The sequence below is a fragment of the Ferrovibrio sp. genome (assembly GCF_035304305.1).
Lineage (GTDB): Bacteria > Pseudomonadota > Alphaproteobacteria > Ferrovibrionales > Ferrovibrionaceae > Ferrovibrio.
Map to the genome: position 1 here is coordinate 1 of NZ_DATGQG010000084.1, position 25,953 is coordinate 25,953.

Sequence of the window (25,953 nt, forward strand, 5' to 3'; positions counted from 1 at the left end):
GATGCCTTCCAGATCATGCTCGGCGCGCGGCCCGACCTGCGCGGCAAGGTCACCTTCATGCAGATCGCGCCGATCTCGCGCGGCGAGGTGACCCAGTACCGCAAGCTGCGCACCGAGCTGGATGCGCTGACCGGCCGCATCAACGGCCGCTTTGCCGAATTCGACTGGATGCCGCTGCGCTATCTCAACAAGTCGTTCCCGCGCAACCAGCTTGCCGGCTTCTACCGCGTCGCCAAGGTCGGCCTCGTCACGCCGCTGCGCGACGGCATGAATCTGGTGGCCAAGGAATATGTCGCGGCCCAGGATCCGGCCGATCCCGGCGTGCTGGTGCTGTCGCGCTTTGCCGGCGCCTCGCACGAGATGGGCGGCGCCGTGATCGTCAATCCCTACGACCCCGAACAGGTCGCCGAGGCGCTGGCGCGCGCCATCACCATGCCGCCGGAGGAACGCCGGCAGCGCTGGCAGTACAACATGGACGTGCTGCGCAACAATACGGTGACCGACTGGCGCGAACGCTTCCTCGGCGCGCTCAGCGAGGGTATCGCCAGCGCGCCCTTCCGCCGCCCGTCCCTGAAGGTGTCCGGCGGAGATTAGTTGACAAAGTCAAGTAACGGGCGGAATCTGCCATCCCGGAACAGCCGTTCGGGGGCACCATGGCAGCTGCGCGAAAAACCGTATCCGGGAAGTCCGATGCCGCGCTCGAGGCGCAGATCCTCGCCATGCGGCGCTTCAACCGTTTCTATACCCAGAAGATCGGCGTGCTGGAGGACGGCAGGCTCTACGCGCCCTTCTCGCTGGCCGAGACCCGCGTGTTGTGGGAGATCGCCCATCGCGACCGGGTGACGGCCAGCGACCTGGTGCGCGATCTCGGTCTCGATGCGGGCTATCTGAGCCGCATGCTGCGCGGCTTCGCGAAACAGGGCCTGGTCGCGAAGAAGCCGTCGCCGGAGGATGCCCGCCAGAGCCTGCTCAGCCTCACCGCCGCCGGCCGGAAGACCTTCGCGCCGCTGGAGGCCGCCTCCCAGCGCGTGCTGGCGCCGCTGCTGCAGCGGCTGACGGCCGCCGAGCGCGCCGAACTGATCGGCGCCATGAACCGGATCGAACGCCTGCTGGGCGGGACGCACGATGTCCGGCCCGACATCCGCCTGCGGCCGCACCGGCCCGGCGACATCGGCTGGATGATCGAGGCCCATGGCCGCCTCTATGCCGAGGAATACGGATTCGATGCCAGCTTCGAGGCGCTGGCGGCCGAGGTCGGCATGACCTTCCTGCGCCGGTTCGACCCGAAATGGGAGCGCGCCTGGATCGCCGAGGTGGACGGCGAGCGCATGGGCTGTGTCCTGCTGATCCGCAAATCGGCCAGGGTGGCCAAGCTGCGCGTGCTGATCGTCGATCCGCGCGCCAGGGGCCTGGGCATCGGCCGGATGCTGGTCGAGGAATGCATCCGCTTCGCGCGCCAGAAGGGCTACGCGAAGATCACGCTGTGGACCAATTCGGTGCTGACGGCGGCGCGCGCCATCTACGAGAAGACCGGCTTCCGGCTGGTGGCGAGCGAGAAGCACCGCAGCTTCGGCCGGTCGCTGACCGGCGAGACCTGGGAACTGACCTTGTGACGCCGGCGGCGATCGCACCCTGGGCCGCCGCCAGCGTCGGCGTCCAGGTCGGCGCCGCGATGGTGGCGACGCGCTTCGTGGTGGACGAGAGCGGGCCGGCGACGCTCGCCATGTTCCGCTACGCCATCGGCGCGCTCTGCCTGCTGCCGGTGCTGCGCTGGCAGCGGCAGCCGATGCGCTTCGCCCGCGGCGACATCCTGCCGATCGCCGGCCTTGGCATCGTGCAGTTCGGCCTGCTGATCGCGCTGCTGAATTACGGCCTGAGCTTCATTCCGGCGGCGCGCGCGGCGCTGATCTTCGCCAGCTTTCCCCTGCTCACCATGGTGGTGGCCGCACTGCTCGGCCGCGAGAGGCTGACGCTGGCCAAGACCAGCGGCGTGCTGCTCACCATGGCTGGCGTCGCGCTGGCGCTGGGCGACAAGCTGCTCGAGCCCGGCCGGACCGACGGCTTCATCGGCGAGGGCGCGGTGCTGCTGGCCGCGCTCTGCGGCGCGGTCTGCTCGGTGCTCTACCGGCCCTACCTGCAGCGCTATCCAACCCTGCCGGTCGGCGCCTTCGCGATGCTGGCCAGCGTCGGCTTCCTCGCCCTGCTCGCGGCCGGCGAGGGTGCCTTCTCCGGCTGGGCGGGCTACAGCGCCGGCGGCTGGGTGGCGGTCCTGTTCATCGGCGTCAGCAGCGGCATCTTCTACTTCGTCTGGCTCTGGTGCCTGCGGCACACCTCGCCGACCCGGGTGACGATCTTCCTCGGCCTCAGCCCCGTCACGGCGGCGCTGTTCGGCGTCCTGCTGCTGGACGAGCCGCTGACCCTGCCGCTGCTGGCGGGCATCGCGGCCCTGATCGCCGGATTGTGGCTGGCCCACCGTCCGGAAGGCCGGACGGAATAGGGGCGCGTCAGCGCCCCGCGCCGGCGTCTGCCATCTCGCGGTGGAACGAGGCCGCGGAGGCATCGCCGGCGGCAAGGCTGATCCGCACCGGCTCGGGGCTGCTGTTGCGGAAGATCAGTTCATCGCCCGGCTGCGGATCGCGCAGCACGGCATAATGGGTGCGGGCGCCGCCGATGCGATCCTGCTGCGGTTCCTCGCCGCGGCGGCGGTGTTCGACCGCCAGATCGACCGGGGCTGTCCCGGCGACCCGGAGGTGGAAGGGGTCGGCCGAGGCGGAATGGATGGTCAGCCGGGCGGAATGTCCCGCCAGGATTTCGTGTTCATGGCTCCATTCGGCCAGGTCCGCCTTGTGCTCGAAGGCGATCGCGAAGACGTCTAGGCGATCCGGGTCCTGGTCCGGCACATACAGTCCGAGATAGGCGGCGAACAGCAGCGATGCCGCCAGGGCGCCGCTGATCAGCCCGGCCGGAAAGCTGAAGCGGCGGGGCAGCCGGATCACCGGCGCGGAGCCGGGCAGCGGACGATCCGTCGGCTGCGCCGCCGCGTCGGCCGCCTCCTCGTAGGCCGCCCCGAGCGCGGCGAGGTCGTTCTCCAGCGCGATCACCTCCGCCACGGTGCCGCAGGCCGCTGGATCGCTGCCCAGCTGGGTGAACAATGCCCGCCGTTCGGGCCGCGTCAGGTCGCCGTCCAGCGCCCGCGCGATCATCTCCCGCAACTCGCTCTGACTGTCCTTCATGACGCACTCCGCTGTGCCGGCGTCATCGCCGTCATGTTGCCATAGCCCTGGCTGGTCAGCGCCTCGCGCAGCAGCGCGCGGGCGCGCGACAGCCGGCTGCGGATGGTGCCGACGGGCACCTTCAGCGCGGCGGCCGCTTCCTCATAGGACAGCTCCTCGATCGAGACCAGCAGGATCGCTTCGCGGAATTCGTCGGGCAGGTCGTCGATGGCGCGGCGCAGCATGCGCTGTTCCCGGCTGCGCAACAGCTGCGCGGCAGGGTCGTCGCCGCCCGGCAGCTCGGCCATGGCGGGATCGTTCACCTCCAGCCGGTGCCGGGCGAGCCGGCTGTGGTTGCGCGCGAGATTGAGGCCGATGCCGAACAGCCAGGTCGACAGGCGGCATTCGCCGCGAAAGCCGGGCAGCGCCTTCAGCGCATGGGCGAGCGTGTCCTGGGTGAGGTCTTCGGCTTCGGCCCGATTGCCGACGGCCTTGAGAAGGAAGCGGTAGACGGACGGACGGAGAGCCGCGATCGCAGCCTGCGTCGGCGCTCCTTCCAGATGCATGCAGCCCCCCTGCCGCCTTCCCGCCCGTTGCTTAGAAGACGGCACAGGTCCGAGGCAAGCGAAAACCGCGCGAAGGATCGGGAACTTTCCGGGCGGAAACGACACCCATGCAGAATGGAGAGTGTCAGCCCTTGGCAACGCAGGCGAAGCGGACAGCGATCTGGTTGCCCGTCCTCAGCAGCCTGGTCGCTTGCGTGCCGGCGCGTTCGCTGGCGGGGTATGGAGGGCGAAAGCCGCCAGAAGAAGTACGTGGATCATTCAATCTCTCCTTTCATGGATGGATCGCAGACGGATATTTTCTTGTGAATTCATAATCGACTGGGTTAATACGCGACGAGGGGTACGCAGAAGCGTGGGGGGCAATAGGGGGATGGCATGTCTGCCGTACGGGCGCGGACCCGGACCTGTTCACGGAATCCGGATCCCACCATCCGCTGCAGGCATTCGCCGCTGCGGGCTTGCGGCAGTTCTGGCAACCCTGCTGGCGGGCTGCGCCGGCAGCGCCCTTCTGCCTTCCGGCGCCGAGGATCACGGTAATCCGGGGTTGCGCCTCACTGCCATCGAGCTGCTGAACCGCCAGACACCGATCACGGAGCCGACCCGGCGCGCGCTGGAGGCGCTGAGCCGCGGCCAGTTCAGCAGCGCCAACCAGCATTTCAGCCTGGCGCTCGGCCGCGATTCCCGCAACGCGGCGCTGCATGCGATGAACGCGCTGACCTATCACCTGCGGGTGCGCCAGGGTGAGCGCGACCTCCTCGAACTCGCCGAAACCGGCTATCTGGTGTCGCTGGAACAGCGGCGCGATTTCCTGCCCTCCGCCCTGCAGCTCACGCGCCTCTATCTCGAGAATGGCCGCTTCGAGGAGGCCAAGCGCGCGGCGATTTATGCGCTGGATCTCGAGCCGGACAGCGACGAGGCGCTGCAGCTGCTGGCAGCGGCGGCCTATTACGACGGCGATGTCGAACTCTCGCTCTGGGCAATCGAGGAGGCGCGCAGCCTGAAGCCGGCCGATCGCCGGCTCGCGACCATGCGGCCGCTGATCTACGGTGCGGCCGGCCTGGACGACGAGGCGCGGCGCGCGCTGCAGGATACGGCTGCGGCCGGCCTGCTCGACGACCGCCGCCAGGCCCGGCTGCAGCGCCGCCTCGATCAGTGGCGCGGACTGTATCAGGAAGCCCAGGCGACGGATCAGGCGCCCGCGTCGTCCTCCGGAGTTCCGGCGGCCGCGCCGCGCGGCGATGTCACGTCCACGCCGGCCGCCCCGGTGAATCCGCTGCAGCAATTCCTGACGCCCGCGAACAGCGCCGCGTCCCGGGGCGCAGACGGGCAGTCCAGGCCGGACGGGCCCTACGACTATGCCTGGTGGGATTGCCAGCAGCAGCTCAATACCTCGGTGACGGGCAGCAGCTTCAGCAGTGGCAGCAGCTACAGCAGTTATGGCTACGGCTCCAGCTCGGCCGACGAAACCACGGCGCTGCCGGCGCTGCCGGCGCCCTGCCGCGGCCGTCCGCTGCCCCGCATGGCGATGTTCGATGCCGTGATGCTGCGCACCGACGATGTGCGCAGTTCGGGCTACGGCGTCAATCTGCTCGACAACCTGACCGGCTTTCTCTCGCTTTCGGTAAGCAAGGAGAAGAACTGGGGGACATCGCCGACCACGATCGAGAATACGCTCAACCGCGGCCTCGGCCTCGGCACGGGACCGAGCGGCGTGCTGGCCTATTCGCTCAACATCGCCAATGCGGCGGACGAGCGCGCCGAGATCCTCGCGCGGCCGAGCCTGCTGGCGCTGGACCGCCAGGCAGCGCAGTTCTTCTCCGGCTCCACCGTGTCGGTGGCGCTGGTCAGCAACGAGGGCGGCGGCAATCTGCAGGACAAGCCCGTCGGCGTCAGCCTCTCGGTGACGCCGACCTTCATCGACGACGACAGCATGCTGGTCAGCGTCAAGGCGGTGCGCTCCTTCTTCGAGGAAACCGCGGCGACCGCCACTTTCCAGGAATCGGTGCAGACCTCGCGCAACATGGTGACCGCCAATGTGCGGCTGCGCTTCAACGAGACCCTGATCCTGTCGGGCCTGAGCGAGCGCGAGATCACCAGCATGAATTCCCGCACGCCCTTTCTCGGCGAGCTACCCGGACTGCAATACCTGTTCTCGCGCCGGGACAGCCAGGATTTCACCCGGTCGGTGATCATCATGCTCACGCCGCGCCGGGTCGCCAGCCTGAACGAAACGCTGGCCGGGCTCGACACAGCGGCGGCATCGGAAGCCGGCAGGAATCCCGCTCTGGTGCGCGAGATGCGCCGCAAGGCCCTCGCGGAACTGGGCGGGATCTGGCCGAACCTGAGCGTGACCCTGCGTCACATGGACCGCAATCGTCTCTTCCGCGCCGTGCGCAGCGGCGATCTGGAGATGGAGGACTGGGAACGGCCCGACCGGATCGAGAGCCTGCTCACCGACCTTGTCGGACTGCTCTATCACTGAGAGGCGAAGGCCCGAAAGAAAAATTCGGCCGTGGGGGAACTAATCCGCAGCTGGCCACACCAACCGGAACCAGACCTGCAGACATCAATCACCATGACATCTGCACGGTCCCGGTCCCGGGCTCTGAATACAGGCCGCTGTCCTCCTGCTGGGGCAACGACCTGACAGCTTGAAGCAGGGCAACCGAATGGCCGCTTCGGGGACTCAGGCGGCAGTCACAACGCCCGGTCGGGCATGGAGGGGTGTGATGCGTAAGCGTAATCTGATGTTGGGTGGCGCGGCCTTCCTTCTGGCGCTGCCAGCGCTGCCGCAGCTGGCGCTGGCACAGGACAACACGGTGCGGAAGCCGATCGAGTATCCGCAGACCGGTCCCGGCGTACAGGTCGGGCAGGGCTGGAACAGCCAGACGGCGACGCCGACGCCCGCAGTCTGTATCACGAATTTCCAGGTTGTTCCCTCGCAGGGCGGCTCGCAGACGATCCGGGCCCAGATGACGACGGTCACGGACCAGACCACGATGAGCAACGCGCTCGAAATCGGCGCGGACGTGCAGGTCAAATCGGTGGCCGGCTATGAAGCGGGCGTGAAGACCAATTTCACCAAGAACCAGAAGACCGACAACAATTTCGTTTCCGTGGCACAGCTCGTGCAGGTCGATAACGGGTCGCAGTATGCGGCACCGGTGCCGCCCACCCATGCCGCGGCCGTTGCCAACGCGCTGCGGTCCCTGCCGCCCGGCCAGCAGAACTCCGCCGAGGTGGCCCGCCGCCTGAACGTGCCGCACCAGGACATTCAGAAGGCCCATGCGCCGTTTTTCGAGATCGTGCGTCATGCGCGCACGCCCGCGGAACGCAACCACGCCCAGGCGCTGGCCCTGGCCTATATCCATCATGCGCATCTGACCAACACGCCGCTGGCTTCGGCGCCGAAGCCGACGAGCCTGAAATCGCCCTTCCCGCCACCGGTGCGGGCGCCGCTGCAGGCCGCCAAGGGCGGCAATCTGAAAGATGCCGTGCCGCCGACCAGCATCAGCATCGCGGACTACTACGCCAGCCTCACCCCTGACGATTTCCTCAAGCAGTGCGGCGACAGCTACATCACGTCGATCAACCAGGGCGGCGAGCTGGTGATCAGTTACACCTTCATGACCCATTCCGTGGAGGAGCAGGAAGCGCTCAGCGTCGCGGTTTCCGGCAGCGCCAGCTATGCCGGCGTCAACGTGAGCGCGAACGCCGATTTCCAGCAGCAGGCCAAAAGCTTCAGCAGCAGCAACCGGCTGCGCATCGACTCCGCCATCATCGGCGGCTCCGGCCTCCAGGCGCCGACCGATCTTGACGGCGTCAATGCGCTGGTGAGCAGCTTCGCCGGCAAAATCGCGCAGACGCCGCACAACTACTCCTACACGGTCGGCTCCTATGTCGGTCTGCCCGGTGCGCCGAACCGGGGAATGACGCCGGTGACGAATTTCGAGAAGCTGGCCTGGGAGTTCGGCAAGACGTCGTCGCTGATCCAGACGGTGACGCCGATCCTGGCCGACATCAACGCGCAGAGCAGCGGCCAGAACGGCGTCTATCTCCTGACGCGCTGGAACGGCAGCCTGAGCACGCTGCAGCAGCTTCAGGGCGCCCTGCAGCAGCGGCTGGGGAACCTGAAGCTCCAGGCCCAGCAGTGCCTCGCCGCCGGCGACAAGAATGCGCAGGTCTGCATACCGGCGGACATACTGGACGATCTCGGACCGCGGGTGGATTTCCCGCTGCCGATCCAGCCCGGCCGGGCCACGGACATGATCAACGCGGTGCTCGCGGATGCGAAGACCGGCTATCCCGGCCTGGTCTTCCAGTACTGGATCGACCGCGTGAACCAGCAGCGCTGCCTGCTCCAGCCTGATCCGACCTACTGTGCGCTGGAGGCGAATCTGAACAAGTACAGGAGCGCGATCACCGGCAAGGTGCAGCCGGCCTTCACGCTGCAGCTGGATGGCCAGAACAACCGCTGCTGGGCCGGTCTCAACGATTATGGCCGCATGTACCTGCAGCCCTGCCCCAACAATGCGGCGCAGGTTGCCGCAAACATCACCTTCACCGCGCTGCCGACAAGGGACGGCATCAAGCTGCAGACGACGGTGCAGGGTGTCGGGCCGCAATGCGTGACGGGGCTGACCGATGCGCCGGGCAGCCGCTGGGCGGCGGTGCATAACTGCGGCGACCCCAACCAGGAATGGGCGTTCACGCCGTCGCCGGACGGGCGCACCTTCCAGATCGCATCGATCAACGCCCCGGCGTTCAGCGGGATGTGCATCGCGGTTTCGATCGAGGGCAATTCGACCGGCATCGTCGACTGCGCCAGCCCGGCCGCCACGCGCTTCGTCTTCGGCCAGACCCTGGCGGCGAAATAGCATCGGGGCAGGACGGCGGCGCTGCCGCCGTCCTGATCTGCCGAATCCGGGTCCGGGGCGCCGCGCCCATAAAAAAACCGGCCGGGAAACCGGCCGGTCATTTTTTTGCCTGACGGCGAGGGCTCAGGCCGTCAGCTGCTTTTTGGCGGTTTCCATGAATTCCGCCAGCTTGGTCTGGATGCGGTGTTCGGAAATGTCGTGGCCCTTGGCCTTGAGGTCGGCGGAAACCTTGCGGATCACGTCGGCGTCGCCGGCTTCCTCCAGATCGGCCGCGACCACTTCCCTGGCATAGGCCTCGGCAGCGTCGCCGGTCATGCCGAGCTGCTCGGCCACCCACAGGCCCAGCAGCTTGTTGCGCCGCGCGACGGTTTTGAAGGCGAGCTCCTCGTCGTGGGCGTGCTTCTTCTCGAAGGCATCTTTGCGGTCATCAAAGGTGGTCATCTGGGCCTCGCCAAAACGGAAGGTGGGGTGCCCGTTATATAGGGGGCGGGCCGTGGCACCCGCAAGGGTTACGGCGAACCGCCCCGGCGCGGCGATGCGCCGCGGAAATCCGCGTTTTAGGCCCGGCCGCCGGGGCGGGATTTTGCCCCGCCGGCGGTCCCCCGCGGATTGCGGCCACCTCCCCCTTGCGCTATTGAAGGGCCGAGCAATTCCGCGCTTCCCCCAACAGATCACGGGTGTGCCATGACGCGCCGCAGACAGGTCTATGAGGGCAAGGCCAAGGTCCTGTTCGAGGGACCCGAGCCGGGCACTCTGGTTCAGTATTTCAAGGACGACGCGACCGCGTTCAACAACAAGAAGAAAGGCACCATCACCGGCAAGGGGGTGCTGAACAACCGGATTTCCGAATACCTGATGACCCGGCTGGGCGAGGTCGGGATTCCGACCCATTTCGTGCGCCGCCTCAACATGCGCGAGCAGCTGATCAAGGAAGTCGAGATCATCCCGCTCGAGGTCGTGGTGCGCAACGTCGCCGCCGGCTCGCTGGCGACCCGGCTCGGCGTCGCCGAGGGCACCACCCTGCCGCGCTCCATCGTCGAGTTCTACTACAAGAATGACGAGCTGGGCGATCCGCTGGTCTCGGAAGAGCACATCACCTGCTTCGGCTGGGCCACGCCGCAGGAAATCGACGAGATCATGCATCTCGCGCTGCGTATCAACGACTTCCTCTCCGGCCTGTTCCTCGGCATCGGCATCCGCCTGGTCGATTTCAAGCTGGAATTCGGCCGCTGGTGGCAGAACGAGGAGATGCGCATCATCCTGGCCGACGAGATCAGCCCGGACAGCGCGCGCCTGTGGGATCTCAAGACCAACGAGAAGATGGACAAGGACCGCTTCCGCCGCGATCTCGGCAATGTCGCCGAGGCCTACCAGGAGGTGGCCCGCCGGCTGGGCATCCTGATGGAGGGCGGCCCGCGGGACATCAAGGGTCCGGACACGTTGCAGTGAGGGCGCGCCAGCAGCGCCGTGAACATGACGCGGCGGCCCGATGCAAACGGCCGCCGCAGCTTTTTTGACAAGGTGGTGGTGACGATGAAAGCGCGTGTGCATGTGTCGTTGAAGAACGGCGTCCTCGACCCCCAGGGCAAGGCGATCGGCCAGGCGCTGCACAGCCTGGGCTTCACCGATGTCGGCGAGGTGCGCCAGGGCAAGCTGATCGAGCTGGAACTGACCGGCGCGCTGGCCAAGAAGCCGAAGGCCGAGATCGAGGCCGCCGTGAAGGACATGGCGCAGAAGCTGCTCGCCAACACGGTGATCGAGAATTATGCCGTGGAGCTGGTGGGGTAATCGGACCCGTGGCTGCGCGGTATGTCAAACCGTCATGGCCGGGCCTGACCCGGCCGCCCACGCTCTTCATCCGCGATCGCAAGATCGTGGATGCCCGGATCAAGTCCGGGCATGACGATCTTATTGTGGTGTCCGCATGCAAGGATCATGGCTGACATGAAAGCCGCCCTCATCACCTTCCCCGGATCGAACCGCGAGCGCGACATGCGCATGGCGCTGACCAGGGCGAATGGCGGGAAGCCGCCGACGGATGTCTGGCACGGCGACAGCGAACTGCCGCAGGACATCGACCTGATCGTGCTGCCCGGCGGCTTTTCCTACGGCGACTACCTGCGCTGCGGCGCCATGGCGGCGCATTCGCCGATCATGCGCGAGGTGAAGAAGCGCGCCGACCGGGGCGTGCGCGTACTTGCGGTGTGCAACGGCTTCCAGATCGCCTGCGAGGCCGGCCTGCTGCCGGGCGTGCTGATGCCCAATGCGGGGCTGAAATTCATCTGCCGCGAGGTGACGCTGCGCGTCGAGACGCTGACCGCCTTCACGCGGAAATACCGCAAGGGCCAGACGATCCGCGTGCCCGTCGCCCATCACGACGGCAACTACACCGCCGATCCCGATACGATCAGGAAGCTGGAGGATGGCGACCTCGTCGCCTTCCGCTATGCCGACAGCCTCGGCAATGTGAGCGATGAGACCAACCTGAACGGCTCGCTGCGCAACATCGCCGGCATCTACAACGAGAAGAAAACCGTGCTCGGCCTGATGCCGCATCCGGAGAACGCCACCGACCCGCTCTGCGGCGGCACCGACGGCATCGGCCTGTTCGAGTCGATTGCGGAGTCCCTGTCGTGAGTGAAGGCGCGAAAAAGGCCGTGAACTATCCCAAGGACCTGATGGGCCTCACGCACGAGGAATACGACCGCGTGCTGGAGATCATGGGCCGCGAACCCAACCAGGTCGAACTCGGCATCTTCTCGGTGATGTGGTCGGAGCACTGCTCCTACAAGTCGTCGAAGAAATGGCTGAAGACGCTGCCGACCAAGGCGCCCTGGGTGATCCAGGGCCCGGGCGAGAATGCCGGCGTCATCGATATCGGCGACGGCCTGGCCGCCATCTTCAAGATGGAAAGCCACAACCATCCCTCGTTCATCGAGCCCTACCAGGGCGCCGCCACTGGCGTCGGCGGCATCCTGCGCGACGTCTTCACCATGGGTGCGCGTCCCATAGCCAACCTGAACGCCCTGCGCTTCGGCTCGCCCGATCACCCGAAGACGCGGCATCTGCTGTCCGGCGTGGTGCACGGCATCGGCGGCTACGGCAACTGCGTCGGCGTGCCCACCGTCGGCGGCGAGGTGAATTTCCACCCGAGCTACAACGGCAACATCCTGGTCAACGCCATGACCGTCGGTCTGGCGAAGGCCGACAGGATCTTCTATTCGGCCGCCGCAGGCCTCGGCAATCCGGTCGTCTATGTCGGCTCCAGGACCGGCCGCGACGGCATCCACGGCGCCACCATGGCATCCGCCGAATTCAGCGATGACTCGGAGGAGAAGCGCCCCACCGTGCAGGTCGGCGATCCCTTCACCGAGAAGCTGCTCATCGAGGCCTGTCTCGAGCTGATGGCGACCGACGCCATCGTCGCGATCCAGGACATGGGCGCGGCCGGCCTCACCTCCTCATCCTTCGAGATGGCGTCGAAGGGCGGCATGGGCATCGAGATCGACCTCGACAAGGTGCCGGCCCGCGAGACCGGCATGACGCCGTTCGAATTCATGCTCTCCGAAAGCCAGGAGCGCATGCTGATGGTGCTCAAGCCCGGCAGCGAGAAGCAGGCGGAGGCGATCTTCCGCAAATGGGAGCTCGACTTCGCCGTGATCGGCCATCTCACCGATACTGGCCGCATGGTGCTGCGCTTCAACGACGAGCAGGTCGGCGACCTGCCGATCGATCCGCTCGCCCAGGCCTCGCCGGAATATGACCGGCCCTGGGTGAAGACGCCTCCGCAGCCGCCGCTGGGCAAGGTCAACCATCCGCTGCCTTTCATCGAGGCGCTGGGCAGACTGGTCGGCGCGCCGGACCTCTGCTCGCGGCGCTGGATCTGGGAGCAGTACGACCATCTGGTGCGCGGCGACACGGCGCAGGTCCCCGGCGGCGATGCCGCGGTGGTGCGCGTCGAAGACCACCCGAAGAAGGCGCTGGCGATGACGGTGGACTGCACGCCGCGCTACTGCTTCGCCGATCCGGTCGAGGGCGGCAAGCAGGCGGTGGCCGAGACCTGGCGTAACCTGACCGCCGTCGGCGCGCGGCCGCTGGCGATCACCGACAACATGAATTTCGGCAACCCCGAGCGGCCCGACATCATGGGGCAGTTCGTCGGCGCCGTCGAAGGCATCCGCGAGGCCTGCCTGGCGCTGGACTATCCGGTCGTGTCGGGCAACGTGTCGCTCTACAACGAGACCAACGGCAAGGGCATCCTGCCCACCCCGGCGATCGGCGGTGTCGGCGTGCTCGACGACGTCGCCACGATGGCGACGCTGGCCTTCAAGCTGCCCGGCGAGGCGATCATCCTGATCGGCGAGACCCGGGGCCATCTCGGCCAGTCGATCTACCTGCGCGACATCTGCGGCCAGGAGGCCGGTCCGCCGCCGCCGGTGGACCTGAAGGCCGAGAAGACCAACGGCGATGCCGTGCGGGCGCTGATCCACAAGGGCATGGTCTCGGCGGTGCATGACTGCTCCGACGGCGGCCTGGCCGTGGCGCTGGCCGAAATGGCCATGGCGGGCGGCATGGGCGCCGAGGTGACGCTGCCCGACGGCGACGCCTTCGAGATCGGCTTCGGCGAGGACCAGGCCCGCTATGTCGTCACCTGCCCGGCCGCGAAGGCCGAGGAAGTGCTGGCCGCGGCCGAGGCCATGGGCGCGCCGGCGCGGAAGCTGGGCCTGACCGGCGGCGATGCGTTGACCTTCGCGGGCCAGGGCACCATATCGGTGGCGGCGCTGCAGGCTGCCCATGAGGGCTGGCTGCCGCGCTACATGGCCGGCGAACTGTAACGACCGGCCGCAAACAAAGACGACCGGGAACGAGGGACAGACCGATATGGCGATGAACGCCAGCGAAATCGAGGCCATGATCAAGGAAGCGCTGCCGGACGCCCAGGTGCGCATCGACGACCTGCGCGGCGACGGCGACCATTACGCTGCCACCGTCATTTCCGCCGCCTTTGCCGGCAAGACCCGGGTGCAGCAGCACCAGATGGTCTATGCCGCGCTCAAGGGCCGCATGGGCGGCCAGCTGCATGCCCTGCAGCTCACAACCCAGACGCCGTAACGAGACCAGAGGGACATCGCCATGAGCGAGAAGGAACAGACATTCGAGCGTATCCGCGAGGAGCTCGCCGCCAATGACGTCGTGCTGTTCATGAAGGGCACGCCGGTTTTCCCGCAATGCGGATTCTCCGCCCTCACCGTCCAGGTGCTGTCGCATCTCGGCCTGAAGTTCAAGGGCGTCGACATCCTGGCCGACCCGGCCCTGCGTACCCACCTGAAGGAATTCTCCGACTGGCCGACCTTCCCGCAGCTCTATGTGAAGGGCGAGTTCGTCGGCGGCTGCGACATCGTCAAGGAGATGTACCAGTCGGGCGAGCTGCAGCAGTTCCTCGCCGAGAAGGGCATCGCCGTCCAGGCGGCGTGACGTTTACAGACGCGTCTTTTGTATTTTAGTGTCATGCCCGGGCCCAGGAAGATTCTTCTTGGCCGGGCATCTGCGTTTTGTTCAGGGAAGTCGTGGATGACCGGACCAGGTCCGGCCACGACAGATGGATAAGCCGGGGCGTTGTCTGCAGGCGCCTCGCAGGAAAGACTGCCCATGCCGCATACCGCCACCGAACAGCTGATCGAGCGCTATTACGATGCCTTCAACCGCAGGGACATCGAAGGCTTCCTCGGCCTGCTCACCGACGACGTGGTGCATGACATCAACCAGGGCGGCCGCGAGGTCGGCAAGGAGAAGTTCCGCGCCTTCCTCGAGCGCATGAACCGCTCCTACGAGGAGAAGATCGTCGATCTCTTCGTGATGACCAACGCTGACGGCAGCCGGGCCGCCGCCGAATTCACCGTGCTCGGCGTCTATCTGGAAACCGACGAGGGCCTGCCGCCGGCGGAAGGCCAGCGCTACACGCTTCCGGCCGGCGCTTTCTTCGAGATCCGCGACGGCAAGGTGGCGCGCATCTCCAACACCTATAATCTCAGCGACTGGATCCGGCAGGTCGGCGGATGAGCAGGCCGTCTTCCGCCCTGCGGGTCGTGCGCTTCAGCGGTGACGAGATGCGGGCGCGGCTGGACGATCTCGCCCGCCTGCGCATCGAGGTCTTCCGCGCCTTCCCCTATCTCTACGAGGGCTCGCTGGATTACGAGCGCAAGTATCTCACGCGCTACGCCAATGCGCGCACCGGCACCATCGCGGTGGCGCTGGATGGCGACCAGGTCGTCGGCGCCTGCACGGCGCTGGCGCTGGAGGAAGAGGCCGATTTCGTCCAGGCGCCCTTCCTCGAGGCCGGGATGGATATCGGCGAGATCTTCTATTTCGGCGAATCCGTGCTGCTGCCGCAGTATCGCGGCCAGGGCATCGGCGTGCGCTTCTTCGAGGAGCGCGAGGCGGCGGCACGGGAATTCGGCTATCCGGTCTGCTGCTTCTGCGCCGTGGCGCGTCCCGAGGATCATCCGCTGAAGCCCGAGGATTACGTGCCGCTGGACAATTTCTGGCGCAACCGCGGCTACGAGAAACGCCCCGAGCTGGTCTCGCAGTTCGGCTGGACCGATATCGGCGAGCAGGACGAGACCGCCAAGCCGATGATCTACTGGATGAAGCGCCTGGCCTGATGACCACGCTCAGACTCGCCTGCGCCCAGTATCCGATCGGGCAGTTCACCGCTTTCTCCGACTGGCAGGAACACGTATCCGGCTGGGTCGCGCGCGCCGTGAAGGACGGCGGCGCGCAGCTGCTGCTGTTTCCCGAATACGGCGCGATGGAGCTCACCTCGCTGCTGCCGCCGCCGCTGCAGCGCGACCTCACCGGCCAGATTGCCGCCCTGCAGCAGTTCCATGAGGCTTTCGTCGCCACCTGGCGCGATCTGGCGCGGCAGCATGGCGTCTACATTTCCGCGCCGACCCTGCCGGTCGCGGTCGGCGCGCAGTTCCACAACCGTGCCTACGTCTTCAGCCCCGAAGGCGGCACGGGCTGGCAGGAGAAGCGCCAGATGACGCGCTTCGAGCGCGAGAGCTGGACCATTGCCGGCGGCCCGGAACTGAAGGTCTTCGACGCGCCCTTCGGCCGGTTCGCCATCAGCATCTGCTACGACATCGAATTTCCGCTGATCGCGCGCGCCCTGTCGGAAGCCGGCGCCGACCTCATCCTGGTGCCGAGCTGCACCGACACGCTTGCCGGCGCCCATCGCGTGCAGGTCGGCGCCCGCGCCCGCGCGCTGGAAAACCAGATCTATGTCGCGACCTCGCCCACCGTGGGCGATGTCGAATGGTCGCCGGCGGTGGACGTGAATACCGGCTGGGCCAGCGTGCTCTCCACCCCCGACCGCGGCTTCCCCGATGACGGCGTGATCGCGAAGGGCGAACTGAACCGGCCCGGCTGGATCCATGCCAGCCTCGATTTCGACCTGCTGCGCCGGGCGCGCGAAGACAGCCAGGTCTTCACGCGCCGCGACTGGAGCAGCCAGGATCGCCCCTCGCTCGGGGTAACGGCGGAAAAGCTGTAGCGCACCCCCCGCTTTCACTTCGTCGCGGGCCCAACCCTCTCCCTCGGGGGACAGGGTTGGGTGAAGCGTCGGGATCGCTTACGCCGCCACCGGCTCGCGCTCGCGGCCCTTCACGAACTGCGCCGCGGTTTCGGCGACGCGCCTGCCGAGGATGCGCGCGGTCTCGAGATCGCTGGCGATCGGGCCATGCTCGGGACCCTGGTCGGCATTCGACTGCGCCATGGCGCCGAGGAAGCTGCCGAGGCGGTTGAGATCGTTCACGCTGCCCTTTGAATTGTTGTTGCCTGGCATCAGCCCGAGATTGATCCAGTGCATGCCATGCTGCGCGGCAAAGATGCTGAGCTGCACCAGCGTGTTCAGCTTGTCGCCCGACTGGGAGGCGGAATTGGTGAAGCCGGCGGCGAGCTTGCCGTTCCACTGGCCCCAGACCTTGGAGGTGCTGTCCATCCAGGTCTTAAAGGGGCCTGAGACGCTGCCCATGTAGGTCGGCGAGCCGAGGATGATGGCATCGGCGGCGCCGATTTCCTCCAGCCGCGTGTCGGCCTCCTCGACCGGGACCAGCGTGACCCTGGCGCCGGTGACCGCGCGGGCGCCGTCGGCCACGGCTTCCGCCTGCTTCCGGGTATGGCCGTAGCCGCTGTGGTAGACGACGGCGATGGTGGGGGTGGGCTGACTCATGGATAAGTCCCTCATCTTGCTCGGTTGTAGGGTCACCGAAAGCAACGCAGTTACTTTCAGTGACTGGTGATCTGAGGCCTTGATTTCCAGAGTAAAGTAGGTACCTTCAAGTAACTAAAGCAGCCTCGCCGCCCCGTCATCCGGGCCGGTAAGCGCCTGCGCCGTTTCAGCCGGAGAAACCAGATGGATTCGGAATCCAGCGCCAGGAATGTCTGCCCCGTGGATGCCGTGCTGCGGCTGCTGATGGGGCCGTGGACCACCTACATCCTCTATGTGCTGCGCACCCAGGGGCCGCGGCGCTTCGGCGAACTGAAGCGCGAGGTCGGCGGCATCTCGGCCAAGGTGCTGACCGAACGCCTGCGCATGCTGGAAGAGGCGCGGCTGGTGCATCGCGACTATGTGGCCACGATCCCGCCTCAGGTGACCTACAGCCTGGCCCCGCGCGGCGCCGAGCTCAATCCGATGCTCGACATGCTGGCGGATATCGCGCTGCGCTGGCGCGCGGAGGACGAGGCGGCGGAAGCCGCGCCGCGCCAGGCGGCCGAATGACGAAAACCGGGAGAAACGGGCCCTAATACGCGCTGCTGATCGCGATCGCCGCGCGCGCCTGCGGGCGGAGGTCGTCTTCCTCCGCGACATACAGCGCACCGAGAATCTGCGGATTCTGGCCCTCGCTTACCGCCAGCGGCAGCATGAGCGCCTCGATGCTGACCCGTGCACGGTCGAACAGGCCGATCCTGCCGCTCACCGTGCGCGGCTCGCCGGCCAGCCGCGCGGCATCGTGGATGTCGCGCAGATCCTTCAGGTCGGGCGCGCAGTAGATCTCGTCGAAATAGCAGCCGGTCACGTTGCGCCCGAACAGTTCGGTCACCGCGGTGCCGATCAGGCGGTAGCGGTAGCGCCGGGTGTCCGGCTCATACTCGCTGATGAAGAGATGCGGCAGATAGGCCTTCAGGGCCTGGGCGTCGAAGGCGCTGCGCGGCGGCAGCGGGCCGTCGCTGCGCCGCAGATACCAGAGCTTGACCAGCTCGACCAGGGCAGGCCGCGCGGCACGCAGCTGGCGATCGAGCCGGAGCTGGAAGATGCGGTGCCCGGGATCGGGCACGAGCGGGCGGCGGGATGGCGGGCTCTGCATGGCCGCTTACTAACGGGACCCGGCGGACAGCGATACTAAACATCCGGTAACCCCGGAGATTGCAGTGCAAGGCGCCGCGGAGTCTCCCCGGTTGCGGTTTCTGCATGCTCGCCAAACCGCCTGCGCGCGGCCTGCAGGCAAACAAAAAGGCCGCTCGTGAGAGCGGCCTTTCCGATATCGGTATGAATCTGCCGTTTAGCGCGAGTAGTACTCGACCACGAGGTTCGGTTCCATGCGCACCGGATAGGGCACGTCGGCCAGCAGCGGCACGCGGGTGAAGGTGGCGCGCAGCTTGCCTTCTTCCATCTGGATGTAGTCCGGCACTTCGCGCTCGCTCGACTGCAGGGCTTCCTGCACGAAGGGGAAGTCCTTCGCCTTGCCGCGCACCTCGATCACGTCGCCGACCTTGACCTGGTAGCTCGGGATGGTGACGCGGCGGCCGTTGACCGCGATATGGCCATGGCTGATGAACTGCCGGGCCGCAAAGGGGGTGGGCACCACCTTCATGCGGTAGACGACGGCATCCAGCCGGCGCTCCAGCAGGCCGATCAGGTTCTCCGAGGTGTCGCCGCGGCGGCGGTTCGCCTCGGCATAGGTGCGGAGGAACTGCTTTTCGGTGATGTTGCCGTAGTAGCCCTTCAGGCGCTGCTTGGCCATCAGCTGAACGCCGTAATCCGACGGCTTCTTGCGCTTCTGGCCGTGCTGCCCCGGCGGATAATCCCGCTTGTTGACCGGGCTCTTGGCACGGCCCCAGAGATTCTCGCCCAGACGGCGGTTGATCTTGAATTTCGACTCTACGCGTTTGCTCATTATAGCGTCCTGATTCGACGCGCGAAGGGAAGGCAGCCACGACAACCATCCGCGCAGGAATGCCGAACCCTCCGGTGAGGAGCCGGAGAGGGCGGCGGCATCATAGGGATGGCAGGCCATCCGTCAAGCGGAACCCGCCGGCCGCGGGAGACGGATTGCCGGACAGCGCGGCCCGGTCCCGTCCGCGCCATGGAATACCCATGATAATCAATAAGTTGACTGAAATCCAACGGCCGCGCGAGCCGGTCCGGCTGCCGGCGTTGTATATAAGTCATGCCGTCGCCGCGATCCGCCCCCGTTCCGATCCCCGCCATCCCGGCCTCCGCCGCACGCCTTCCCGTTCCCGCCCGCTGCGGCTATGTCTCCGGCATGCGGACCCTTAAGCCCTCGACGATGCTGCCGGTTGCCGAGGATGCCACGCCGCTGGATGCGGGCATTGCGCCCCTGCTGGCGGCGCATCCGGGGCAGAGCGGGCTGGCGCTGGTCGACCGCGACCTCGACGCCTTCGCCTGGCGGGCCCTCTCGGCGCGACAGGCCGGCCGCAGCCTCGACCTGCAGTATTACATCTGGCAGGACGACCTGACCGGGCGGCTGCTGGTGCGCGAGCTGCTGCAGGCGGCCGACCGCGGCGTGCGGGTGCGGCTGCTGCTCGACGACCTGAACGCCTCCCGCTTCGACCGCACCTGGCTGGCGCTGGATTCCCATCCGCAGATCGAGGTGCGCCTGTTCAATCCGGCGCGCGCCCGCGAGGGCCTGCTGCAGCGCGGCTTCGAGATGATGCTGCGTGCCGCGACCCTGACCCGGCGCATGCACAACAAGGCCTGGATCGCCGATGGCCGCCTGGCGCTGGTCGGCGGTCGCAATATCGGCGACGCCTATTTCGCCGCCGGCGGCGATGCCGCCTTCCGCGACATGGACCTGCTGCTGCTCGGCCCGGCGGTGGCCGAGACCGGCGCCATCTTCGACAGTTTCTGGAACAGCCGCGCCGCCAAGCCGGTCGCCCGCCTGCTGCGCCGGGCGCGTCCGGGCGATCTGCCGGCGCTGCGCGCCGAACTGGCAAGCCGCGCCGCCGAGGCGCGCGCGCAGCCCTATCTGGAGCGCGTCGCCGCCGACAGCAGCCTGCGCGACATCTACGACGGCGGCATCGAGCCCTTCCTGTACTGGACGCCGGACGCGCGCGTGCTGTCCGATCCGCCGCAGAAGGTGGCCGGGCGTGGCGAGGATGCCTGGCTGATCCGTTTCGTGCAGCCGCTGCTGGACGGCGCGCGGCACCGGCTGGATATCGTGTCGCCCTATTTCATTCCGGGCGAGGAGGGCACGCGGCGCCTGCGGACGCTCAACCAGAACGGCGTGCAGGTGACGGTGCTGACCAATTCGCTGGCCGCCACCGACGTGATGGCCGTGCATGGCGCCTATGCCGAAAGCCGCCCCGGCCTGCTGGAGGGCGGCGTGAATCTCTTCGAGCTGCGACCCTACGATTCCTTCACGCGCACCTCGCTGTTCGGCTCCAGCAGCGCCAGCCTGCATACCAAGGCCTTCATCGTCGATGACGGCATCGGCTTCGTCGGCTCGATGAATTTCGATCCGCGCTCCGTGTCGCTGAACTCCGAGATGGGCGTGTTCTTCCGCGATGCCGCGCTGGCCGAACGCATCCGCGCGGTGCTGGCCGAGGAACTCGCGCCGGGCAAGAGCTGGCAGCTGCAGCTGCGCGACGGTCGCGTGGTTTGGCTCGATGCCAGCGGCGGCACGACGCGGCTGCTGGAGGGCGAGCCCGAAGCCGGCCTGTGGCGCCGCATCGCCGCCTGGCTGATCGGCCTGCTGCCGATCCATTCGCAGCTCTGAAGCAATCGCGCGGCCTCTTTGGCGCGTCACATCTTTGTCGTGACGGCCGCCGGTCCGCGGATTTTGCCCCGCCGTCTGACCGAGCCCTGACATTGCTGTGAATCCCGGCCGCGGGCGTGAACGCCTGCCGCCCTGCGGCGTTGTCTGCCCTCCGGCCAAGGGCCGGGAGATCTCCCGATCACAGAGGCAAACAGAGTCAATCAAGGAGTCAGTTTATGAAACGCGCCATGATCTACGCTCTCGCCGCCGGGCTCGTCCTCGGCACGGGATCGCTGTCCTTCGCGCAGAGCTCGGGTTCGCCGGGCACGATGCAGTCGCCGACTACCCGCAGCGGCCCGAGCCAGCCGGGTACCGCGGCATCGCCGGGCAGCAGCCAGAGCCAGGTGCCCGAAAGCGAGGTGCGCCGCGCCCTCGAGGCCCATGGCTTCACCGATGTGAAGAATGTCCGGCAGAGCGGCGACATCATCACCGCCGACGCCAAGAAGGACGGCAAGCAGCAGAAGGTCGAAATCGACACCATCCGGGGCACGTTCCGCACCGGCAGCTGATCCGCCGGTTACCGGCAGACGGGAAGGGGCTCCGGCGACGGGGCCCTTTCTCGTTCCGCACTCTTTTTCCGCTGAACGACCCGCGCCGAACAAAACCGCCGGCTGCGTGTTGATTACCGCCGGCCGGGAGCGGCACGGCCGGACAGGCGGGGAGGTGCAATGGCAAGGCCGTTCGGTCTCGGCTCCGGCCCGCGGCCCGAGCTTGCGGACGTGCTGGCGCGCTGCCGTCCTGCGCTTGCGTTCGCCGCGCTGTTCAGTTTCTTCGCCAATCTGCTCGTCCTCACCGTCCCCCTCTACATGTTGCAGGTCTTCGACCGCGTGCTCAGCAGCCGCAGCGAAGACACGCTGATCATGCTTTCCATCCTGGCCGCCGGCGCGCTGCTGGTGCTGGCCATTCTCGAGGCGCTGCGGGCGCGCATCCAGCTGCGCATCGGCCTGTGGCTGTCGCGGCTGCTCGGTCCGCTGCTGCTGGTCCAGGCGGTCGAGCGTGCGGCGGCCGCGGGCGACCAGACTTCCGCCGACGGCCTGCGGCAGCTGGCGACACTGCGCAACCTGCTCGGCGGCCCGGCGCTGTTCCATCTGCTCGATGCGCCCTGGATGCCGGTCTATGTCGGCATCGTCGCGCTGATGCATCCCTGGCTTGGCGCCATCGCCGCCGCCGGCGCGCTGCTGCTGCTGCTGCTCGCGCTGCTGGCGGAATACGCGACGCGCAGGCCGCTGCGCCAGGCCAGCCTGCTGTCGCTGCAGCTGTTCGGCCAGGCCGAGGCGCATCTGCGCAATGCCCAGGTGATCGAGGCCATGGGCATGCTGCCCGCGCTGGCGAAGGACTGGCAGCGCGACAGCGATGCCGTGCAGGCGCTTCATCTGCGTGCCGGAGACCGCGCCGGGCTGCTCGCTTCCTGCTCCAAGTTCATCCGGCCGGTGGTGCAGATCGCGGTGACCGCGGCGGGCGTCGTGCTGGTCATCCGCGGCGAGATCACCGCCGGTGCGATGATCGCCGCCGCCATCATCATGGCGCGTGCACTGGCACCGGTGGAGCAGATGATCGGCAGCTGGCGCAGCGTGGTGGAGATGCGCGAGGCCTGGAAACGGCTCGAGAAGCTGCTCTCTCTCCGCCCGGTGCGGCGCGACGGCCTGCGGCTGCCGCCGCCGCAGGGCAGGCTGGAGGTCGACAACGTCACGCTGGTGCCGCCGGGCGGCAGGAAGCCGGTGCTGCACAATATCCGCTTCAGTCTCGAGCCCGGCGAATGCCTCGGCGTGATCGGACCGACCGCCGCCGGCAAATCCTCGCTGGCCCGGCTGCTGGTCGGCATCTGGCCGCCGCAGGCTGGCGCGGTGCGGCTGGACGGTGCCGACATCTTCAGCTGGAACCGCGCCGAACTCGGCCCGCATATCGGCTATCTGCCGCAGGAGGTCGCGCTGCTCGAGGGCAGCGTCGGCAGGAATATCGCGCGCATGGGCGAGGTGGATGACGACGCCGTGGTGACGGCGGCCAGGCTCGCCGGCGTGCATGACATGATCCTGCGCCTGCCGCAGGGCTACGACACCGAGATCGGCGCCGCCGGCTTCCGGCTGTCCGGCGGCCAGGCGCAGCGCATCGCGCTGGCCCGCGCCTTCTACGGCACGCCGGGGCTGCTGGTGCTGGACGAGCCGAGCGCCAATCTCGATGCCGAGGGCGAGGCGGCGCTGGTTGCCGCTCTGGGCCATGCCCGCGATCTCGGCATCACCTGCGTGGTGATCGCCCATCGCATCGGCACGCTGTCCGGCGTCGACAAGCTGCTGCTGCTGCGCGAGGGCCGCATGGCCGCGTTCGGCGCGCGCGATGAGGTCCTGGCGCAGCTCCAGCCGCCGAAGGCGGCGCGCCAGATCGCCCGCCGGCGCCGGCCGGAAGTCTCCGAAAGGGCCTGAGCGGGAGGGGCGGGACCATGGCAGGACGGCGCGAATCCGAAGACGACGGCGACACCGCCTGGCCCACCATGGGCATCGCCGGCGCGGCGGCGCTCGGCCTGATTGTCATCCTGGCTGCCTTCGGCGGTTTCGGGTCCTGGGCGGCGCTGGCGCCGCTGTCCTCGGCCGCGATCGCGCCGGGCGAAGTCACCGTCGATGGCTACCGCAAGACGGTGCAGCATCTCGATGGCGGCATCGTGCGCGAGATCCTCGTCGGCAACGGCAGCGCCGTGTCTGCCGGCGACGTGCTGATCCGCCTCGACGACACGGCGGCGCGCGCGTCCGTGGCGCTGCTGGCCGGCCGCTACATCGACGCGCTGACCCGCGAGGCGCGGCTGATCGCCGAACGCGACGATGTCGCCGCGCCCGCGATGCCGGTGCCGGCCCTGCCGGCGCGGCTTTCCGGCGTCGATGACGCCCTGTTCGACCGCGCCATGATCGCGGAGGCCTGGCGCGGCCAGCTCAACATCTTCCATGCCCGGCGCCGGGCGCTGGACGGCAAGGGCGCCGTTCTGCGCCAGCGCGTCGAGCAGTATCGCGAGGAGATCGCGGCCCTGCGCGCCCAGATCGCTGCCGAGGACCGGCAGCTGAAGCTGATCGCCGAGGAACTGCGCGACGTGCAGCATCTCTTCGACCAGGGCCTGCACCGCAAGGCGCGGCTGCTGGAGCTGCAGCGTGCCGAGGCGCGGCTCGGCGGACTGCGCGGCGAGCACCTCGCCCTGGTGACCCGGGCGCGCCAGGCCATGGCCGGCACCGAGCTGGAAATCATCACCCTGCAGAACGAACGCCTGCGCGAGGTGATGCAGGAGCTGCGTGAGGTGCAGGCGCTGCTGGCGGACGTGCAGGAACGCCTGATCGCCGCCGCCGCGACGCTTCAGCGCACCGAAATCATCGCGCCGCAGGCCGGCATCGTGGTCGGACTCGCCGTGCATACCCCCGGCGCGGTGATCGCGCCCGGCGAGCGCATCCTCGACATCGTGCCGCAGGAGAACCGCCTTATGGTGGAGGCGCGGGTGCGGCCGGAAGACATCGACGTGGTGCACCAGGGCCTGCCGGCCCATGTCCGGCTCACCGCCTTCAGCCAGCGCACCACGCCGGTGGTCGGCGGCCGCGTCGTGCTGGTTTCGGCCGACCGCCTGCGCGACGAGCCGCGCCGCGGCGGCCGGGAACTGTCGGACGAGGGCTATTACCTGGCGCGGATCGAGCTCGACCGCGAGGCGCTGGCGGCCCTCGATCTCGCCCTCTATCCCGGCATGCCGGCCGAGGCGATGATCGTCACCGGCAGCCGCACGGCGCTGGACTACCTGCTTTCGCCGGTCACCAATGCGCTCGGCCGCGCGCTGCGGGAGGATTGAGGCCGTCCCGGCTGATCGCCCGGTCCGGACGATTGCGTAGCGGCGGGCATGACCCTAGCCTGCCCGCTGTTCTTCCCGGACGAGGCGAGTGGAATCCATGCTCCTGCATCTGTGCACCTGGGCCGAGGTCGAGGCCTATCTGAAGCGGTCGACCGGCATCATCATCCCGATCGGCTCCACCGAGCAGCACGGCCCGAACGGCCTGATCGGCACCGACGCGATCTGCGCCGAGGTCTTCGCCCGCGCCGTCGGCGATGCGGCCGATGCGCTGGTGGCGCCGACCATCAGCGTCGGCATGGCGCAACATCATCTCGGCTTTCCGGGCAGCATGACGCTCCGGCCCTCGACGCTGATCGCGGTGATCGGCGACATGGTCACATCCCTGAGCCGCCACGGCTTCGACCGCTTCTTCTTCATCAACGGCCATGGCGGCAACGTCGCCACCGTCACCGCCGCCTTCTCCGAAATCTACGCGGAAAACAGCCTGGCGCCGGCCGGCCATAACCGGCCCAGCATCCGCTGCACGCTGCGCAACTGGTATGAGGCGCCCGCAGCCAAAAGACTGTCGCGCGAGCTGTTCGGCGGCGAGGAAGGCAGCCATGCCACGCCGAGCGAGGTGTCGGTCACCTTCCATGCCTATCCAGACGCGGTGAAGCAGGCCGAGATGTCGCCGCGGGTGGCACCGAACGGCAGCTTCACCGATGCCGCCGATTACCGCAGCCGCTTCCCCGATGGCCGCATCGGCTCCAACCCGGCGCTGGCCAGCGCGGCCCATGGCAAGACGATCATGGATGCCGTGGTTCCCGATCTCGTGGAGAGCTATCGCGCCTTCCTCGCGGCCTGACCCTTCGCTGCGGAAGGATTCTGCGCGCCGTCCTGTGACGGCGCGCACATGCCTTCAAATTGCCTTCTTCTGGTCACGTGGGCTTCATGCTGCGCGCGCTACATTGCCTCTCGCGCCGGGGCAGAAAATGCATCCCGGCCATCGACTTACCCAGAAGAGTGCCAGGGAGGCAGCCATGGAAGACTTTCGCGATCTCTACACCCCGACGGTGGCCGGCCTGGGTGCGACCCGGGTCCGGGCTGCATGGGAGCCGGCCCTCAATGACATGCTGGCCGACCCGATCACACAGCTGCTGATGCGGCGCGACGGCGTGAAGGAAGCCGAGGTGCGGCGTCTCGCCGAACGCCTGCGGCAGGCGCGGACGGACCGCTGAACGCGCGGGCCGTGTGTCACACCGCCCATCCTGATTGCATTGGGTTTCGGCGAAAAATCGCGCTGGCCGAAACCCGGAAATGTCACAACTTCATTGCGCAATGCTCATCCGCATCGGCGGATTTTCTGCGTAGGCTGAACCCAATCCTTGCTGCGGGTACCGCTCGCCCGCTGTGACGGATCGGCAGCCGATGCTTCCCGGTCCAGGGTTCCAG

Annotated in this window: 27 protein-coding genes; 21 read left to right on the forward strand and 6 right to left on the reverse strand. The window is 67.7% G+C overall.

Annotated elements, in window-relative coordinates:
* The 3 genes from VKZ87_RS10170 to VKZ87_RS10180 form a co-directional block, all read left to right on the forward strand.
* Positions 1–594: trehalose-6-phosphate synthase (locus VKZ87_RS10170; protein WP_324221145.1), on the forward strand; the 594-nt coding region annotated here is incomplete at its 5' end.
* Between the two features lie 59 nt (positions 595–653).
* Positions 654–1,613 carry a bifunctional helix-turn-helix transcriptional regulator/GNAT family N-acetyltransferase gene (locus VKZ87_RS10175; RefSeq protein ID WP_324221146.1) on the forward strand — a complete coding sequence of 320 codons (960 nt, stop codon included), beginning with the start codon at positions 654–656 and terminating at the stop codon, positions 1,611–1,613.
* Positions 1,610–2,497 (forward strand): DMT family transporter, encoded by an 888-nt coding sequence (locus VKZ87_RS10180; protein WP_324221147.1) that lies wholly within the window; start codon positions 1,610–1,612, stop codon positions 2,495–2,497. The genes VKZ87_RS10175 and VKZ87_RS10180 overlap by 4 nt, the downstream gene beginning before the upstream one ends.
* Before the next feature lie 7 nt (positions 2,498–2,504).
* On the opposite strand, the gene VKZ87_RS10185 is transcribed toward VKZ87_RS10180, so the two are convergent.
* Both VKZ87_RS10185 and VKZ87_RS10190 read right to left on the reverse strand, forming a co-directional pair.
* Positions 2,505–3,233 carry a hypothetical protein gene (locus tag VKZ87_RS10185; protein WP_324221148.1) on the reverse strand — a complete coding sequence of 243 codons (729 nt, stop codon included), beginning with the start codon at positions 3,231–3,233 and terminating at the stop codon, positions 2,505–2,507.
* Positions 3,230–3,778, reverse strand: a complete 549-nt coding sequence (locus tag VKZ87_RS10190; protein ID WP_324221149.1) for an RNA polymerase sigma factor — start codon at positions 3,776–3,778, stop codon at positions 3,230–3,232. The genes VKZ87_RS10185 and VKZ87_RS10190 overlap by 4 nt, the downstream gene beginning before the upstream one ends.
* Positions 3,779–4,322: 544 nt before the next feature.
* Between VKZ87_RS10190 and VKZ87_RS10195 the strand changes: the two genes are divergently transcribed.
* Both VKZ87_RS10195 and VKZ87_RS10200 read left to right on the forward strand, forming a co-directional pair.
* The gene (locus tag VKZ87_RS10195; protein ID WP_324221150.1) at positions 4,323–6,260 is read left to right on the forward strand and encodes a hypothetical protein; all 1,938 of its coding nucleotides are present in this window, start codon (positions 4,323–4,325) and stop codon (positions 6,258–6,260) included.
* A gap of 247 nt (positions 6,261–6,507) precedes the next feature.
* Positions 6,508–8,655, forward strand: a complete 2,148-nt coding sequence (locus tag VKZ87_RS10200) for a hypothetical protein (RefSeq protein ID WP_324221151.1) — start codon at positions 6,508–6,510, stop codon at positions 8,653–8,655.
* Positions 8,656–8,778: 123 nt separating this feature from the next.
* Here VKZ87_RS10200 and VKZ87_RS10205 read toward each other — a convergent pair whose 3' ends face one another.
* Positions 8,779–9,096: a DUF1476 domain-containing protein gene (locus VKZ87_RS10205; protein ID WP_324221152.1), complete on the reverse strand. Its 318-nt coding sequence runs from the start codon at positions 9,094–9,096 to the stop codon at positions 8,779–8,781.
* A gap of 243 nt (positions 9,097–9,339) precedes the next feature.
* Between VKZ87_RS10205 and purC the strand changes: the two genes are divergently transcribed.
* The 9 genes from purC (at position 9,340) to VKZ87_RS10250 (ending at position 16,207) form a co-directional block, all read left to right on the forward strand.
* Positions 9,340–10,104, forward strand: coding sequence for a phosphoribosylaminoimidazolesuccinocarboxamide synthase (gene purC / locus VKZ87_RS10210; protein WP_324221153.1), 765 nt, complete (start codon positions 9,340–9,342; stop codon positions 10,102–10,104).
* An 84-nt stretch (positions 10,105–10,188) separates the two neighbouring features.
* On the forward strand, positions 10,189–10,443 hold the full coding sequence (gene purS / locus VKZ87_RS10215; RefSeq protein ID WP_324221154.1) for a phosphoribosylformylglycinamidine synthase subunit PurS: 255 nt from the start codon (positions 10,189–10,191) through the stop codon (positions 10,441–10,443).
* Positions 10,444–10,599: 156 nt separating this feature from the next.
* Positions 10,600–11,292 carry a phosphoribosylformylglycinamidine synthase subunit PurQ gene (gene purQ, locus VKZ87_RS10220; protein ID WP_324221155.1) on the forward strand — a complete coding sequence of 231 codons (693 nt, stop codon included), beginning with the start codon at positions 10,600–10,602 and terminating at the stop codon, positions 11,290–11,292.
* 41 nt (positions 11,293–11,333) lie between these two features.
* Positions 11,334–13,490, forward strand: a complete 2,157-nt coding sequence (gene purL / locus VKZ87_RS10225; protein ID WP_324221184.1) for a phosphoribosylformylglycinamidine synthase subunit PurL — start codon at positions 11,334–11,336, stop codon at positions 13,488–13,490.
* Positions 13,491–13,536: 46 nt separating this feature from the next.
* Positions 13,537–13,767: a BolA family transcriptional regulator gene (locus VKZ87_RS10230; protein WP_324221156.1), complete on the forward strand. Its 231-nt coding sequence runs from the start codon at positions 13,537–13,539 to the stop codon at positions 13,765–13,767.
* A gap of 21 nt (positions 13,768–13,788) precedes the next feature.
* A complete protein-coding gene (grxD, locus tag VKZ87_RS10235; RefSeq protein ID WP_324221157.1) occupies positions 13,789–14,130 on the forward strand; it encodes a Grx4 family monothiol glutaredoxin in 342 nt (113 codons plus the stop codon).
* Between the two features lie 174 nt (positions 14,131–14,304).
* Positions 14,305–14,715: a ketosteroid isomerase-related protein gene (locus VKZ87_RS10240; protein ID WP_324221158.1), complete on the forward strand. Its 411-nt coding sequence runs from the start codon at positions 14,305–14,307 to the stop codon at positions 14,713–14,715.
* Positions 14,712–15,317: a GNAT family N-acetyltransferase gene (locus VKZ87_RS10245; RefSeq protein WP_324221159.1), complete on the forward strand. Its 606-nt coding sequence runs from the start codon at positions 14,712–14,714 to the stop codon at positions 15,315–15,317. Before VKZ87_RS10240 ends, VKZ87_RS10245 begins: the two co-directional genes overlap by 4 nt.
* On the forward strand, positions 15,317–16,207 hold the full coding sequence (locus VKZ87_RS10250; protein ID WP_324221160.1) for a carbon-nitrogen hydrolase family protein: 891 nt from the start codon (positions 15,317–15,319) through the stop codon (positions 16,205–16,207). The genes VKZ87_RS10245 and VKZ87_RS10250 overlap by 1 nt, the downstream gene beginning before the upstream one ends.
* 78 nt (positions 16,208–16,285) lie before the next feature.
* Here VKZ87_RS10250 and VKZ87_RS10255 read toward each other — a convergent pair whose 3' ends face one another.
* A complete protein-coding gene (locus VKZ87_RS10255; protein ID WP_324221161.1) occupies positions 16,286–16,885 on the reverse strand; it encodes a flavodoxin family protein in 600 nt (199 codons plus the stop codon).
* Between the two features lie 183 nt (positions 16,886–17,068).
* Here VKZ87_RS10255 and VKZ87_RS10260 point away from each other — a divergent pair, with 183 nt between their 5' ends.
* Positions 17,069–17,434, forward strand: coding sequence for a helix-turn-helix domain-containing protein (locus VKZ87_RS10260; RefSeq protein WP_324221162.1), 366 nt, complete (start codon positions 17,069–17,071; stop codon positions 17,432–17,434).
* 22 nt (positions 17,435–17,456) lie between these two features.
* Here the strand turns inward: VKZ87_RS10260 and VKZ87_RS10265 are convergent, their stop codons facing one another.
* Positions 17,457–18,020 carry a PAS domain-containing protein gene (locus VKZ87_RS10265; RefSeq protein ID WP_324221163.1) on the reverse strand — a complete coding sequence of 188 codons (564 nt, stop codon included), beginning with the start codon at positions 18,018–18,020 and terminating at the stop codon, positions 17,457–17,459.
* A gap of 195 nt (positions 18,021–18,215) precedes the next feature.
* On the reverse strand, positions 18,216–18,830 hold the full coding sequence (rpsD, locus tag VKZ87_RS10270) for a 30S ribosomal protein S4 (RefSeq protein WP_324221164.1): 615 nt from the start codon (positions 18,828–18,830) through the stop codon (positions 18,216–18,218).
* A gap of 369 nt (positions 18,831–19,199) precedes the next feature.
* Here rpsD and VKZ87_RS10275 point away from each other — a divergent pair, with 369 nt between their 5' ends.
* The 6 genes from VKZ87_RS10275 (at position 19,200) to VKZ87_RS10300 (ending at position 25,739) form a co-directional block, all read left to right on the forward strand.
* The gene (locus tag VKZ87_RS10275) at positions 19,200–20,672 is read left to right on the forward strand and encodes a phospholipase D family protein (RefSeq protein WP_324221165.1); all 1,473 of its coding nucleotides are present in this window, start codon (positions 19,200–19,202) and stop codon (positions 20,670–20,672) included.
* A 215-nt stretch (positions 20,673–20,887) separates the two neighbouring features.
* The gene (locus VKZ87_RS10280) at positions 20,888–21,220 is read left to right on the forward strand and encodes a hypothetical protein (protein ID WP_324221166.1); all 333 of its coding nucleotides are present in this window, start codon (positions 20,888–20,890) and stop codon (positions 21,218–21,220) included.
* A 159-nt stretch (positions 21,221–21,379) separates the two neighbouring features.
* Positions 21,380–23,128, forward strand: coding sequence for a type I secretion system permease/ATPase (locus tag VKZ87_RS10285; RefSeq protein WP_324221167.1), 1,749 nt, complete (start codon positions 21,380–21,382; stop codon positions 23,126–23,128).
* Between the two features lie 17 nt (positions 23,129–23,145).
* Positions 23,146–24,522, forward strand: a complete 1,377-nt coding sequence (locus tag VKZ87_RS10290) for an HlyD family type I secretion periplasmic adaptor subunit (protein WP_324221168.1) — start codon at positions 23,146–23,148, stop codon at positions 24,520–24,522.
* Positions 24,523–24,619: 97 nt separating this feature from the next.
* Positions 24,620–25,366: a creatininase family protein gene (locus VKZ87_RS10295; protein WP_324221169.1), complete on the forward strand. Its 747-nt coding sequence runs from the start codon at positions 24,620–24,622 to the stop codon at positions 25,364–25,366.
* A 175-nt stretch (positions 25,367–25,541) separates the two neighbouring features.
* Positions 25,542–25,739, forward strand: a complete 198-nt coding sequence (locus VKZ87_RS10300) for a hypothetical protein (RefSeq protein ID WP_324221170.1) — start codon at positions 25,542–25,544, stop codon at positions 25,737–25,739.
* The last annotated feature ends 214 nt before the right edge of the window (positions 25,740–25,953 follow it).

What these genes read in the sequence shown, in the direction of transcription:
- VKZ87_RS10175 (WP_324221146.1), top strand. Translation starts at nt 654, where the DNA reads ATGGCAGCTGCGCGAAAAACCGTATCCGGGAAGTCCGATGCCGCGCTC.
- VKZ87_RS10185 (WP_324221148.1), bottom strand. Translation starts at nt 3,233, where the DNA reads ATGAAGGACAGTCAGAGCGAGTTGCGGGAGATGATCGCGCGGGCGCTG.
- VKZ87_RS10190 (WP_324221149.1), bottom strand. Translation starts at nt 3,778, where the DNA reads ATGCATCTGGAAGGAGCGCCGACGCAGGCTGCGATCGCGGCTCTCCGT.
- VKZ87_RS10200 (WP_324221151.1), top strand. Translation starts at nt 6,508, where the DNA reads ATGCGTAAGCGTAATCTGATGTTGGGTGGCGCGGCCTTCCTTCTGGCG.
- VKZ87_RS10205 (WP_324221152.1), bottom strand. Translation starts at nt 9,096, where the DNA reads ATGACCACCTTTGATGACCGCAAAGATGCCTTCGAGAAGAAGCACGCC.
- purC (WP_324221153.1), top strand. Translation starts at nt 9,340, where the DNA reads ATGACGCGCCGCAGACAGGTCTATGAGGGCAAGGCCAAGGTCCTGTTC.
- purS (WP_324221154.1), top strand. Translation starts at nt 10,189, where the DNA reads ATGAAAGCGCGTGTGCATGTGTCGTTGAAGAACGGCGTCCTCGACCCC.
- purQ (WP_324221155.1), top strand. Translation starts at nt 10,600, where the DNA reads ATGAAAGCCGCCCTCATCACCTTCCCCGGATCGAACCGCGAGCGCGAC.
- purL (WP_324221184.1), top strand. Translation starts at nt 11,334, where the DNA reads ATGGGCCTCACGCACGAGGAATACGACCGCGTGCTGGAGATCATGGGC.
- VKZ87_RS10230 (WP_324221156.1), top strand. Translation starts at nt 13,537, where the DNA reads ATGGCGATGAACGCCAGCGAAATCGAGGCCATGATCAAGGAAGCGCTG.
- grxD (WP_324221157.1), top strand. Translation starts at nt 13,789, where the DNA reads ATGAGCGAGAAGGAACAGACATTCGAGCGTATCCGCGAGGAGCTCGCC.
- VKZ87_RS10240 (WP_324221158.1), top strand. Translation starts at nt 14,305, where the DNA reads ATGCCGCATACCGCCACCGAACAGCTGATCGAGCGCTATTACGATGCC.
- VKZ87_RS10245 (WP_324221159.1), top strand. Translation starts at nt 14,712, where the DNA reads ATGAGCAGGCCGTCTTCCGCCCTGCGGGTCGTGCGCTTCAGCGGTGAC.
- VKZ87_RS10250 (WP_324221160.1), top strand. Translation starts at nt 15,317, where the DNA reads ATGACCACGCTCAGACTCGCCTGCGCCCAGTATCCGATCGGGCAGTTC.
- VKZ87_RS10255 (WP_324221161.1), bottom strand. Translation starts at nt 16,885, where the DNA reads ATGAGTCAGCCCACCCCCACCATCGCCGTCGTCTACCACAGCGGCTAC.
- VKZ87_RS10260 (WP_324221162.1), top strand. Translation starts at nt 17,069, where the DNA reads ATGGATTCGGAATCCAGCGCCAGGAATGTCTGCCCCGTGGATGCCGTG.
- VKZ87_RS10265 (WP_324221163.1), bottom strand. Translation starts at nt 18,020, where the DNA reads ATGCAGAGCCCGCCATCCCGCCGCCCGCTCGTGCCCGATCCCGGGCAC.
- rpsD (WP_324221164.1), bottom strand. Translation starts at nt 18,830, where the DNA reads ATGAGCAAACGCGTAGAGTCGAAATTCAAGATCAACCGCCGTCTGGGC.
- VKZ87_RS10275 (WP_324221165.1), top strand. Translation starts at nt 19,200, where the DNA reads ATGCGGACCCTTAAGCCCTCGACGATGCTGCCGGTTGCCGAGGATGCC.
- VKZ87_RS10280 (WP_324221166.1), top strand. Translation starts at nt 20,888, where the DNA reads ATGAAACGCGCCATGATCTACGCTCTCGCCGCCGGGCTCGTCCTCGGC.
- VKZ87_RS10285 (WP_324221167.1), top strand. Translation starts at nt 21,380, where the DNA reads ATGGCAAGGCCGTTCGGTCTCGGCTCCGGCCCGCGGCCCGAGCTTGCG.
- VKZ87_RS10290 (WP_324221168.1), top strand. Translation starts at nt 23,146, where the DNA reads ATGGCAGGACGGCGCGAATCCGAAGACGACGGCGACACCGCCTGGCCC.
- VKZ87_RS10295 (WP_324221169.1), top strand. Translation starts at nt 24,620, where the DNA reads ATGCTCCTGCATCTGTGCACCTGGGCCGAGGTCGAGGCCTATCTGAAG.
- VKZ87_RS10300 (WP_324221170.1), top strand. Translation starts at nt 25,542, where the DNA reads ATGGAAGACTTTCGCGATCTCTACACCCCGACGGTGGCCGGCCTGGGT.